Genomic DNA, 13,369 nt, shown 5'->3' with positions numbered 1-13,369 from the left:
TTTATCCCTTCATTTAATGAAGAGTAATCATGCAATAACTGAAAATATTTGGTAGGTGGGGTTAACTAAGCGTTTACGTATCAACAACGATGGTGCGTTTTTCAGCCCCAGGTGTTACCGCTAGCAATGCCAGTAAAGTAACAGGTATCACAGCAAATTTTGGTGATGTGAGCATTGACCAAACGACAGGTGACATGACCTTCAAACCTTATACATCATCTGCAACAAACGTATTAAGTGCTGAAATCATTGCCGCTCAGCACGACTATAAGTTTGAAATTAGCTACAAAGTTGATAACAACATTCATCAACTTGATGGTTCGGTCTTACCGTTATATAACGGTGAATCAAATATTCCAGCAATACGTTTTAGCAAGGTGAGTCAAGATGGCACGCTATTATCCGCAGAAGATCAAGCACGCCCAGCCAATGCAAGTGATTGGAGCTGTGTAACAGATAAGAGCAGTGATTTGATGTGGCAAGCGCCACAAGCAAACGGTATATATGCATTTAATGAGACTTACTACTGGGGCGATCGCTCGATCAATCATCGTGAGTCTAGCGAAGCAAGCTGCGTACTTGATGGTCACTGCAATACCGATAACTTAGTTGCAAAAGCAAACGAGCAACGACTTTGTGGTAAATCGGATTGGCGTTTAGCGACCCGTACTGAATGGCAAACACTATTAGATAAAAAGCTTTTTGATGAAGACTCAAGACTGTCACCAATCAACAACTTCTATTTCCCTTATGTCGACTCTAATTTTGATGAAGCGTATTGGACTAATTCATTTACGATTTATACAAGCGGCCATGATAACAATTCCGCAGATGATGACTGGCAAGGCTCAAATGCCCTTGTTGGTGATGCACACGTGATGTGGATGAGTGACGATTTTGATCGCGAAAATATGTCGCCAAGATCAACCAACGACCCACGTTTCACCATGCTAGTAAACGGCTCTGTTATCCCTGATAAAAAAGACAATGATGTACCAGTACGAGACACTGAATTACCACCGCAAGATGTGGCAGTTGACGTTGACGAAAATCTTCATTGGCCATCACGCTTTGTTAAACATGGTAATTCAGGCCAAGCACTTGCAGATCAAGACACAGCAAACTGGACTTGTACATCTGACCTTGCATACAGAACAGTGTTAGCGAATACACAGATTTTATGGCAACGAATCAGTAAAGCTGCACCTCTTCAAAATTATACTCAAGCAGTTGAATACGCAAAACAAGTCAATAAATCTGCCATATGTGGACAAACCAACTGGCGTTTACCCACAGAAAATGAATTAAAGAGTCTACTTGTGAATACACCGTTCTCATACATGCCTGGCATGGTATTTCCAAGTCAACGAGCAAGCTATATAACCAGTGTACTTGATGATACAAACGTAGGCGATAATAGCTATTACTGGACTTCGATAGCTGATGCATACAAGCCAGAAACAAAACAAATCGCAGTTGCATTCCAAGATTCATTCTCAGAAAGCAGTGGTATAGAAAATACAGAACTGCATCACGTACGCCTGATCTCTACAACGAGATTGCAACCATAATGCTAAAAGATACATTAAAAAGTATACAACGCCTGTCAGTGATCATCACTGGCTGTGCGTTATTAGCGGCATGCGGTAGTGATAGCGCAGACTCGACAGACGTTAGTACCAGTAAACCGCTGGTATTAAACCCTCGCATCCAACTAACGCAAGGGCTGTCGACAACAAAACAGTATGCCTTAAACGCCACGCAAACATTACAAATCATCCAATCTGGGCTGTATGGTCACGCCAGTGTACAAGGCGATACTTTTACCTATCAAGCCAACGCAGATGCGCAAGGCACTGATCAGGTTAAAATAGCCATTGTATCAAGCAATAAAATTGAAACTATCAATTGGCTGGTTAGAATTAATGAGCCTACGCCACGGTTTACCACACTTGCGCTTGGAGACACGAGTAAAAATAAAACCTGGCAATGTGTCAACGACAATAGCATTCATCAAGGTGTAGTTTGGGCTAGTCCACTACAACCAGCAATGCAAACGTATGCTTGGGGAGATTGGCTACCAACCTTACCGGCTTTTCAAGCCCAATGTCAGTTCACCGATAGTGACGGTAACAGTCAAGCATGCACAACAGACAGATTGGTTGAATACGCCAATCAACAGAACTGGTGTGGTCGTAATGATTGGCGCTTACCAGAAAGCTATGAAGTAAAAGGGTTGGTCAGTGAACAAGATTATGCTCTTGATAATAATCAAGCCGCCATTGACCCTTACTTTTTTACCGCAACTGGTTTTGAAAGTTATTGGCTGGCGAATGATAACAATCCGTCACATGCTGACAATATTGCACCGACGTTAGATTTTGCGACTGGCCGCCATACAGCCGTGATGCAAAATAAACGTAAACCGAAATCAGTAATGCTCGTTAGTGGTGTTAAACGTGATACCACTCTGCCATCAGAACAAGAAAAACCACAGGTAGAAAAAGACAGTTTTATTCGGTTAGATAATAGCGGCCAACCATTACCTAAAGCACTGCAAGATGATGACTACGCAACTACACCTTGGCGTTGTTTAGACGACATGCGTGGATTAGTACGTGATAATTTATATTTACGCGATAAGCAGTTCTCTTATGTCTATTGGTTAACGCCAAATCCACAAGATATCACTAACACCGGCCAGCAGTTAGCAATGCAAGCAGGTGTACCTAAAGCTATTGATGACGTTAACCAAGCGCAATTTTGTGGTCGAAGTGACTGGAGGCTACCTACTGCCGATGAACTCGCGATGTTACTGTATAAAGGCGAGCAAGACAGTGATTACAGCTTGTTATATGCAGCATCACTAAACCAACCTGAGCACGGTGATTACTGGGTTAAAACCGCCTCTGGTTATGGTCTATACAGCTTACCGACAACCGTAAGTTTACAGCCAAAATCAGCGACTGATGCTGACATTGGGCGTATTTTATTAATTGCGACTGAATTTGAAAACAGAGCAACAGAAGATCCTCGCTCAGTTAACAACCATGGTAAGCCTAACTTCGACAGCCTAAGACAAGCCTATGCCAATAATCGAGATTATTGGCCACAACCATTTGTCGATGATATGTTGAATTATCAAGAGTTGGGCACTATGCCTAAACCAAGTTTCCCTAATGACAATCCTTATAGTAAGTTAAAGGTCACATTAGGAGAAAAACTCTTCTTCGACCCCTTCCTATCTCAAGCAGGTGATGTGGCATGTTCGAGTTGTCATGACCCAAAATTAAGTTGGGGAGATAGACGAGAGGTTTCCATTGGTCATGATCGTCAACGTGGCAAGCGTAACGCTCCGACGATTGTAAACAGTGCATTCTTACCTGTGTTGTTTTGGGATAGCCGCGCAGCAACATTAGAGCAACAAGCATTAATGCCAATTCAAGATCCTGTAGAAATGGCTGAAACTCTGCCGCGTTTACTCTCTAGACTCAATGCGCATCCACAATATCCAAATCTGTTTAAACAAGCATTTCCCGAAAATACGATGAACACGGATATCACAGAACAACAATTAGGCATGGCTCTCGCCACCTTCCAACGAACGATTATTAGTAACAAAAGTCGTTTTGATACTTTCGTTACTCAGGTAGAAAGTACTCGTGATACGAGTGCTCTTTCTGATAAAGAGTTATGGGGATTAGACATCTTCCGTCGTAATGGCCGCTGTGTTAATTGCCACATGGGTGCTGAATTTACGGATCACAAGATGCAAAATGTCGGACTGACTTATTATCAAGGTTTTTATGAAGATCTGGGATTATATAATGTTGATGGAAAATCAAGCAGTGTCGGTAAATTTAAAACACCGTCATTACGTGATGTGATGAACAATCATCCATGGTTCCACAATGGTCTACTCGATACGATGGTCGGAATTATCTCAATGTACTCTGCCGGCATGGCCGATAATGCAGCCTTTGGTTGGAATAAATACGATCCAACTTATCCAGTATTATCAAAACAAATTAGACCGTTAAATTTGACCGTCGCGGAAGCGAAGGCATTAGAAACCTTCTTAAGCGCGATCACGGCCCCGACTCGTCAAACGCCAGCGACTAAATTTGAGTTAGGTATTAATTAACAATATTAACGACTTAAATTATAAGTAGGTGTTGCCCATTAGCACCTACTTATTTATTCTACTCAGCAAACGGTTAACGCTCCCCAACAAGATACAGATACGTATGCTTAGCACTGTATTTGGGGGACATGTGGACGCCGTAATAACAAGGCACCTTGTGCTCACAAACTTGATTGATCACATCAAAACCTGCATTGATTTTGTGTATTGAAATAGGCTCTTTAGTGACTATAATCATCGCTGCAGAATCAGCAATCGTAGGATCCGGAATAACGTTTTTAACCATATGCTGACTCATCTTACTATCATTTTCTGCTAGTACATCGGCAATTTCTTCATCATCAGCTTCCAAAAATCGTAACGATTTGGAATTTGATATTAATGACGAAATATCACTGATATTAAATTTAAGCAGTTTATTTTGATTTAACATCGACGCCATATGATTAATAAATCGCAGTGCAGCTAGCGTATGGTATGTATTTAATTCATCAAGATTTAGCCAGATCGTGGCGATATAATTATCATCAATGATCTTACGTCTAGAGATATAACCTACAGAGCTTATATTAACTTGCTGATAAACAACCACCACTAAGTCTGATTGTAATAAATTACTATCACGCATAACCTCATGTTCCGCGATAATGCTTTGCAGGTTAATATCGTCATTATTTTCGATATCGATCAGAAGAGGATGTTGTCCCATAAATGATAATACTGTAATACGAATCCTATCGTCATTACGCTTCATAGTCTGATTCATGGGTTCTCCCTTTCATATCATCAACAAACTTCTATTATTATGGAATAAAATAAGGGTAATAGCTTAAATTAATGATTATTTACTATTTTAATTGAACATTCATCCCTTTATAAGCATCTGGTTAGCGATCTATATAACAAAAACGAACATCACTACACATGATCATTAGGTTTCTGCCAACAACTGTAATACTAAAAATGAAAAAGCCCACACAAATGATATTAGATGTGCAGGCTTGATTTATGTTGATCACATTTAGTGGCGCGAGTTAAGTTTCGTTATCAATATATACCCTTGTTTTTTGCTCACGTTTTTTAGCAAGGCTATTAAGGTGTAAACCTGACAAGGTCAAGGCGATACCAGTAATCGAACCGATTAAGGCTAATGAACCAAACCAGACCAAACCAACCAATGTTAAGGTTTCTGTTTTCACTTCTTTGTAGTGATCAACATTATCAATATAAGACGCCATACGATAAACCTGGTTAGATAAGGCCATCGTGTTCGCTTCGATTTCAATCACGCGAATGTCATAACGTAAGCTCATATTATTTTGCTTAATCTCTTTAATGTAGTCTTTTTCACTTAAGAACTGAACATCCGCTTGCTCACGCTTAATCTCTAAACTACGTAACGCTGTAATTTTATTCTTAGTCAGTGTTCTTTGTTTAACGGCTAAATTGCTATTACTCGCACTCACCGCATTTTTATAACTACGTCTAAGTTGTTGCACTTCTTCGTTTTTCTGCTGGATCATGTCATCTTTTAATCCGAGTAAATCTGCATAATAACCGTCAAGGAACTTAACCGACTCTAAATCTGGGCTGTTATCTTTAGCAATAATGGTGTTGTTATTGATGTTATTGATCTGTGTTTCAACATAACGGATTTTTTCATCGTAATCTTTTTTCACTCCCGGTGAAGTAAAGAAGTTAGAGTCATCTAATGCGACAATTTTATCGGCATTCAGCTTATCAAGCTGCGCTAATAAACGGGTACGCTCAGTCTGCACTAAATCATTACTATTTTGAGTACGTTCCATCGATGATTTAAAACGTCGCTCTTTCTTTTCAGATAGCTCTTGTAGCAGCTCTGATTTTTCAACTTTAAGCTGAATTAATTGCTCTCTTTTTTCTGCTAGCGCCTTGCTTAACTGCGGAACATTTTTTGATAGGTACTTATTACGTCGTACTTCATAGGCGTATTGCGATTGATAGTTCGCATTAACCGCCGTTTTATCGCTGTCAATTTTCTGCGTTTTAATATTGTAATCTTGCAGGGCAATCACGATATTATCTTCATTGATTTTGATCTGGTTTTCAATTTTGCTGATCTCAATTTCACTGAGATTAATTTGACTATTAATCGATGAAAATGCTCTTTCAAAACCATTAAGTAAGGTTTCAAAGGTAATAAGACACAAGAAACTAATGATCAACAAATACATAACAAATGATTTACGTGAATGCCAAAGCCCTATCACAAACGGGATCTTGGTTAATTCCACCAGCGAAATCATCACAAACGGCGCCGCCAATGTAAATGCACTGGCTAAATCATTACCACTTGTCATTAATGATACTGATATACAAAGACCGATAAATACCACAATAATCTCAACTAACCAGGCGATCCTACGTAAAAATCGGCTATGTTTGTTCAGTTCATCAACTTCCGTATCACTAACTTTACTGGCACTTTGACTCATTTCCATGATATCGCTCATTTTTTAAAACACCTTAAAATACAAATAAAATAATCTCTCCCCCCTACAGTGACAAAAATTTTACTTATCAGGGGAAAAAACAGTTACTAAATTATAATGCATTTAACATGCCGTAAGGCGACAAGTTGACAATAAATATTGGTTAACATGTATAAACAACTCAATGAAGCTAGGTTTAAAGGATATATCCGTTTATCTACACTCGATTTAATCATAAATAACCATATTTATTATCTTAATTACAAGCGAAAGACAATTTTGCTGGTAGACTTATTCAAATACCCTTTCGTCTGCGCTGGCGTACAGTACATATACCCAAGTTACTTCAAGATGCTATATCAGAGACCAGCAGGGATATCAGAACAAGGTACATGTGTAGGTAAAGGTCATTTTTCTGGCGATCTTACTTGCAGGGTATTTTAAATACGCGGGATAAATCACTTTCATTATTAGAACACTCACCTCGGAATTATAACCATGTTTAACAAAGCCTGTATTATTGCCTGCTGTTTACTTTTTTCTGCCAGCGGTGCCGCCACTGAATTAACGCGAGTCGTACTTAAAGATGGTACGGAAGTGGTGTTAAATGATGATTTTACTTGGCAATATGTGTTGTTGACTACACCGAATGCTGATACTAAAGCCGCGCAATTAACACCTGCGTTAATGGCTAACTCAGCATTAATGACAACGAACGTCTCTCAAGGCGTACGCGTTACGTTTAAATCTGCCCGCTGGGATGATGGTGAATTAGGGCTTGATTTCGATATTGAAAATATCTCTCCATTAACAGTGCTCAAGGTGACCATTGCCGCGACACTATTTGACGATAGTGGCAATAAAATACTAACCACCGAATTTGATGTATGGCAGGCTAAAAATAGATTACCGGAGACCTATTTACGCAAAGGTCAGCAGCGCGTAAGTCGAACCTTCAAGCTTGACGATATTAATGCCACACAGTGGCAGAAACAGTTAATCAACCTGGCTATCATTGCGGTAGAAACCCGATAGCTTTTAATATTTGCGTTTACGCTCTACTTGTTATCACCATTAAGCCAAAAGGCGATATAGATACCATATCGCCTTTTGCCCTAACTAATTTTAAATCTTAATCCGAACTTAACTCAGCATCCTCGACACTGCGATTGTCGAGACTATTCTTTTCACCACGCTTGGCCAACGCATAATAAAATAGCGGGGTCAGCATTAAGCCGAAGACAGTCACCCCTATCATCCCAGAGAATACCGCAACGCCCATGGCCTGACGCATTTCAGCGCCTGCCCCCGTCGACAACACCATAGGCACAACACCCATAATGAATGCGAACGACGTCATCAGGATAGGACGTAAACGCAACCTTGCCGCTTCTAAAATTGAATCCATGGTATTCATACCCGAATCCTGTTTTTCTTTGGCAAATTCGACAATCAAGATAGCATTTTTAGTGGCCAGTCCAACTAATACAATCAAGCCGATTTGAGTGAAGATATTGTTATCACCGCCATACAGCAGTACCCCGCTGATCGCAGACAATATCGTCATCGGAATAATCAAGATGATCGCCAGTGGTAAACTCAAGCTTTCATATTGCGCTGCTAACACCAAGAATACTAACAAGATAATCAATGGAAACACGAACATACCGGTATCACCTGCGATGATCTGCTGATACGTAATTTCTGTCCACTCATAACTCATCCCAATCGGCAGCGTCTCATCGAGGATTTTTTCAATCGCCGCTTGCGCCTGGCCACTACTGACACCCGGTGCCGGTCCACCATTAATCTCGGCGGTGGTATACCCGTTATAATGCATCACACGATCAGGGCCTGATGACTGCGTAATGGTAATAAACGAACCTAATGGCACCATGTCACCCTGTAGATTAGGGATTTTAAGCTGACTAACTTGTTCCGGTGTTTGTCGGAACGCTTCATCGGCTTGCATCTTCACCTGGTAGGTGCGGCCAAACAAGTTAAAGTCATTGACATAAGTCGAGCCCATGTAGGTTTGCAAGGTTTGAAATATCTGGTCCAACGATACCCCTTGTTGCTTGGCTTTGGTACGGTCAATATCTAAATCAAGTTGCGGTACATTGATCTGATAACTTGAAAATATCCCCGTCAATTCCGGGGTTGCCCAGGCTTTATATTGCACCGCTTGGGTAGCGTTATACAAGGCTTCATAGCCTAAATTGGCGTTGTCCAGAATTTGTAAACGGAAACCACCAATAGTCCCCAACCCTTGCACTGGCGGTGGTGGGAATATGGCAATAAAGGCATCTTCAATACCGGCAAATTTTGCGTTCAATTGTTGGGCTATGGCATTGGCACTCAAATCAGCCGTGGTTCTATTTTCAAACTCATCCAAGGTAACAAAAACAATACCTGAATTGGGACTGTTGGTGAAACCGTTAATACTTAATCCAGGAAACGCCACCGAATGTAATACCCCTGGATGATCAAGAACAATATCAGACATTCTACGGATCACCGTCTCGGTGCGATCCAATGATGACGCATCGGGTAATTGGGCAAATGCCACCAAGTATTGTTTGTCTTGTCCCGGTACGTAACCTGTCGGCGTTTGCGAAAATTGCACACCCGTTAACACCACTAAACCAAAATACAAGATGCCGATAATGCCGCCAAAACGAATGACTTTGCGCACCAACCAGGTATAGCGTTTCGATGCACGATTAAACAAACGGTTAAAGGGCGTAAATAACCAACCACCTAATAATTTGTCCATTGCACGGGTTAATCTGTCTTTCGGCTCATTTCTGCCTTTTAACAATAACGCCGACAGTGCAGGGCTTAATGTCAGTGAGTTAATCGCCGAGATAAAGGTCGAGATAGTGATCGTTAACGCAAATTGCTTATAAAACTGCCCAGTCAAGCCACTCATAAAGGCAGTGGGAATAAATACCGCCGCAAGTACTAACGTCGTTGCCACAATCGGTCCGGTTACTTCTTTCATCGCTTTTTGTGTGGCCGCAACAGGATCTAGACCTTCCTCAATATTACGCTCGACATTTTCCACCACCACAATGGCGTCATCCACGACGATACCAATGGCTAATACCAGCCCAAATAAGGATAAAGCGTTTAATGAAAAGCCCATGAGATACATGAATGCAAATGTACCGACTAAGGACACAGGCACCGCAACTAATGGAATGATAGACGCGCGCCATGTTTGTAAAAACAGCACCACCACTAATACCACCAGCAATACTGCTTCAAACAGTGTTTTTACTACCGCTTCAATCGAGCCACGAACAAATACCGTCGGATCATAAACAATGGCATAGTCTAAACCATCCGGGAAGTTCAGTGATAAACGCGCCATCGTGGCACGTACATCATCCGAGATCTGGATCGCATTAGAGCCGGATGCTTGGAACACGCCCATAGCAACCGCTTCTTTATTATCAAGTAATGAACGCAGTGCATACGTTTGCGCACCAATCTCAACCCGTGCGACATCTTTTAAGCGGATGATCTCGCCCTGCCCGCCGACACGAATGATAATGTCTTCAAATTCTTCTGGGGTCGATAAACGCCCTTTCACATTAATCAGTAACTGAAAATCAGCGCCACTTGGCTGCGCACCTAAACTACCGGCAGCCGCTTGTTTATTCTGTTCACGCACTGCTTTTAAAATATCTGCTGGCGCGAGTCCCAGCGACGCTACTTTATTGGGATTAAGCCAAATACGTAAACTGTATTCACTCGCCCCAAACAAGTTTACTGCGCCAACGCCTTCGATACGTGCTAGTTCATCTTTTACGTTTAACGCGGCGTAGTTGGATAAATACAACATGTCATAACGGTTATCAGGCGCGATTAAATGCACCAACATAGTTAAATTGGGTGATGATTTTTTTGTTACCACCCCTAAACGCTGGACCTCTTCAGGTAATCTCGGTACCGCACGATCAACGCGACTTTGTACTTGGCTTTGGGCTTTATCAACATCGCTACCGATCTCAAACGTGACCGTTAATGTTAACAGACCATCCGAGGTGGCTTGTGAAGACATGTACAACATGTTTTCCACCCCATTAATAGCTTGCTCTAAGGGGGACGCGACGGTTTCGGCAATCACTTTCGGATTTGCACCCGGATAACTTGCCGATACCACCACCGTTGGCGGCACCACTTCGGGATATTCAGTGATCGGCATCAAACCGACGGATATCGCACCCGAGATAAAAAACAGCAATGAGATCACGGCTGCAAAGATCGGTCTTTTAATAAAGAATTGAGAAAACATATTTATCGCACCACTCGTGTTAAGACTAATTCGCGCGCTTGTTCTAACACCGCTTGATCATGACGTAGTGCCGATAAACTATCGGCTGTTGCCATCTCAACCATATTCGGTTCGATTACCATATTTGGCCGTACCTTTTGCAATCCATTTACCACAATCTGGTCTTCTGCAGATAAACCTTGTGTCACGATCCGCAGGCCTTGCACTTTTTCACCCAGTGAAATACCACGGTATTGCAGTTTATTGTCAGCACCGACCACCAACACAAATTTGTTATTTAAGTCAGTACCAATGGCTTTATCGTCAATCAAAATCCCATTGTAAGTGGCACTGCCGGCAATACGTAAACGGGTAAATAACCCCGGTAATAAATCACTGTCGAGATTAGCAAATCGCGCTCTGACCCGGATAGTACCCGTGTTATGGTTAATTGCATTATCAACAAAATCAATCACACCGGTATGGGTAAAATCACTTTCATTCGCCAGCGCCATAAATACCGGATTGCCGTCAGAACGTTGAGCATTACGTTTATGCTGCGCCGTCAACTGCACATATTTAAGGTAAGTCTGTTCATCAACATCAAAATAGGCATACATGTGCGCGGTAGACACCAGACTGGTTAACTGTGTTTTACCGGCTGTCACATAGTTACCCATAGTGACGTTGGCATAAGAAACACGTCCAGAAATAGGCGCTTTAACCCGGGTATAAGCAAGATCAAGTTCGGCACTCGTTAGCGTAGCTTTAACCGAGGCGACTTCCGCCGTGGTTTGATGCATATTCGCTTGGCGGGTATCTATTAACTCTTCTGACACCGCATTTTTCTTATATAATTTAAAGGCGCGCTGATAATCATTTTTTGCCAATTTCTCAGCCACTGTCGCACTGCTTAATTTCGCTTTTAAGCGCTGTACTTCTGCCGTAAAGACACTGGGATCGATTTGAAATAAAATAGCGCCTTTTTTCACTAAGGCCCCTTCATCAAAATTCACTGAATTGATATAACCAGACACCCGAGGGATCAGGGTGACCTGTTCGGGCGCTTCTAAGCGGCCAGTAAATTCGTCCCATTCCGTGACGGGTTCATTTATCACCTTAGCAACACTCACTTTGGGTGCAGGTCGACTCTGTGCTTGCGATTGTGGCGATTGTTCACTACCACACGCGGTTAATACCAGCGCTGTTAAGCTGGTGATCATAAATGTGCGAAATATATTACTTGTTGTCATGTGATGGTGTCCCTTCGTTACACTGTTTTGCAATCCGCAAATCAAGATAATGAGTGTCAGTTGATACGGCGCTTATTGCACAGCATTGGTCTATCATTTCATACCAATTGGTATAGAATATTACATACCGATAGGTACAAATTGTTATGTACCGATCGGTATGGTATATAATTTTCAAATAGAGTCAATAGTTTTCGTCTGTAAATACACTGGACAGAAGACAACACTCTGTCTATCCTATGCGCATAAATAAAGGTAATAAAAGGTCTAAAAATATGTCTAAAACAAGTTGCGTTGGTCGCCCTAAAGGCTTCGATGTTGATGACGTCTTAGAGAAGGCATTAGTGGTATTTTGGGCTAAAGGTTATGAAGGCGCGTCACTGAGTGATCTCACCAAAGCAATGGGGATCAACAAGCCCAGCCTGTATTCAACCTTTGGTAATAAAGAAGGATTATTCCTTAAAGCAGTGGATTTATATGAACAAAGACCCTGTGGTTATTTCCGTCCAGCATTAGAAGAAGCAACTGCCAAAGCGGTTATTGCAGCCATGCTCAATGGTGCGGCACAAAGTTTAGCCGATCACAATAACCCCCAAGGTTGCATGCTCATTCAAAGTGCATTAACGGGGAGTGATGACTGTGAATCAGTAAAGCAGGCATTGATAAGTCGCCGTCGGAATCATCAAAACGAACTGAAAATACGCTTGGAACTTGCCCAACAACAAGGCGATTTGACCACGGAGTACAGTGCAGAATCACTTGCGCAATACTTAGCGACCATTATTCAGGGCATGACGATCCAAGCAACGAACTGCATCAGCGCAGCAGAGTTACAGAACATCGCCGATCTCGCCCTCAGTCATTTTCCCGGATTAAAGCAAAATTAAGCAATCGGGTCACGGTGTGATTAGTAACTGTAGTCGGTCACTAATTGCATCAAGGTATCATTATGTACACCGCTCTAACAACTATTCACAACGTATTCACTCCGATACAGCAACAGGTTTAATGACATACGGTTGTTTACCCTAACTCTTCATCTCTCGTTCTATAATGTACAAACTTGTATAAGAAGGTGCTTGATTGAGTAGTGACTAGATATAAGAAGTTCGTTTTATTCATATGAAAACGAGCATGAACATAGCGTCCGACGAGTCCCCCCCAGTACACTCAGCCCCAACTACCTGACAGGCCGTCAGGTTCCAGTGATATCTTGTCA

General features: G+C 41.8%; 8 protein-coding genes. 4 read left to right on the top strand and 4 right to left on the bottom strand.

Annotated elements, in window-relative coordinates; genetic code table 11:
- Window positions 1-89: 89 nt before the first annotated feature.
- Both HRT96_RS08745 and HRT96_RS08740 read left to right on the top strand, forming a co-directional pair.
- Entirely contained in the window at window positions 90-1,571 is a 1,482-nt protein-coding gene (locus tag HRT96_RS08745) for a DUF1566 domain-containing protein (protein ID WP_293155052.1), read from the top strand.
- Window positions 1,571-4,144, top strand: a complete 2,574-nt coding sequence (locus HRT96_RS08740; protein WP_293155049.1) for a cytochrome c peroxidase — start codon at window positions 1,571-1,573, stop codon at window positions 4,142-4,144. The genes HRT96_RS08745 and HRT96_RS08740 overlap by 1 nt, the downstream gene beginning before the upstream one ends.
- 73 nt (window positions 4,145-4,217) lie before the next feature.
- Here HRT96_RS08740 and HRT96_RS08735 read toward each other — a convergent pair whose 3' ends face one another.
- Window positions 4,218-4,910: a hypothetical protein gene (locus HRT96_RS08735; protein ID WP_293155046.1), complete on the bottom strand. Its 693-nt coding sequence runs from the start codon at window positions 4,908-4,910 to the stop codon at window positions 4,218-4,220.
- A gap of 268 nt (window positions 4,911-5,178) precedes the next feature.
- Complete coding sequence (locus HRT96_RS08730; protein ID WP_293155043.1) at window positions 5,179-6,636, bottom strand: hypothetical protein; 1,458 nt, start codon at window positions 6,634-6,636, stop codon at window positions 5,179-5,181.
- 477 nt (window positions 6,637-7,113) lie between these two features.
- On the opposite strand from HRT96_RS08730, the gene HRT96_RS08725 reads away from it, so the two are divergent.
- A complete protein-coding gene (locus HRT96_RS08725) occupies window positions 7,114-7,650 on the top strand; it encodes a DUF3157 family protein (RefSeq protein WP_293155040.1) in 537 nt (178 codons plus the stop codon).
- Window positions 7,651-7,747: 97 nt separating this feature from the next.
- Here the strand turns inward: HRT96_RS08725 and HRT96_RS08720 are convergent, their stop codons facing one another.
- Complete coding sequence (locus HRT96_RS08720) at window positions 7,748-10,918, bottom strand: efflux RND transporter permease subunit (RefSeq protein ID WP_293155037.1); 3,171 nt, start codon at window positions 10,916-10,918, stop codon at window positions 7,748-7,750.
- Between the two features lie 2 nt (window positions 10,919-10,920).
- On the bottom strand, window positions 10,921-12,150 hold the full coding sequence (locus tag HRT96_RS08715; RefSeq protein WP_293155034.1) for an efflux RND transporter periplasmic adaptor subunit: 1,230 nt from the start codon (window positions 12,148-12,150) through the stop codon (window positions 10,921-10,923).
- A 275-nt stretch (window positions 12,151-12,425) separates the two neighbouring features.
- On the opposite strand from HRT96_RS08715, the gene HRT96_RS08710 reads away from it, so the two are divergent.
- On the top strand, window positions 12,426-13,037 hold the full coding sequence (locus HRT96_RS08710; RefSeq protein ID WP_293155031.1) for a TetR/AcrR family transcriptional regulator: 612 nt from the start codon (window positions 12,426-12,428) through the stop codon (window positions 13,035-13,037).
- Window positions 13,038-13,369: the final 332 nt, after the last annotated feature.

It is taken from the genome of Moritella sp. (assembly GCF_013215705.1).
GTDB lineage: Bacteria > Pseudomonadota > Gammaproteobacteria > Enterobacterales > Moritellaceae > Moritella.
This window is presented reverse-complemented; position numbering and strand designations above follow the sequence as displayed.

Bases quoted from the DNA above. Each gene is read 5' to 3' on its own strand.
- HRT96_RS08745 (WP_293155052.1), top strand. From the start codon at position 90: ATGGTGCGTTTTTCAGCCCCAGGTGTTACCGCTAGCAATGCCAGTAAA.
- HRT96_RS08740 (WP_293155049.1), top strand. From the start codon at position 1,571: ATGCTAAAAGATACATTAAAAAGTATACAACGCCTGTCAGTGATCATC.
- HRT96_RS08735 (WP_293155046.1), bottom strand. From the start codon at position 4,910: ATGAATCAGACTATGAAGCGTAATGACGATAGGATTCGTATTACAGTA.
- HRT96_RS08730 (WP_293155043.1), bottom strand. From the start codon at position 6,636: ATGAGCGATATCATGGAAATGAGTCAAAGTGCCAGTAAAGTTAGTGAT.
- HRT96_RS08725 (WP_293155040.1), top strand. From the start codon at position 7,114: ATGTTTAACAAAGCCTGTATTATTGCCTGCTGTTTACTTTTTTCTGCC.
- HRT96_RS08720 (WP_293155037.1), bottom strand. From the start codon at position 10,918: ATGTTTTCTCAATTCTTTATTAAAAGACCGATCTTTGCAGCCGTGATC.
- HRT96_RS08715 (WP_293155034.1), bottom strand. From the start codon at position 12,150: ATGACAACAAGTAATATATTTCGCACATTTATGATCACCAGCTTAACA.
- HRT96_RS08710 (WP_293155031.1), top strand. From the start codon at position 12,426: ATGTCTAAAACAAGTTGCGTTGGTCGCCCTAAAGGCTTCGATGTTGAT.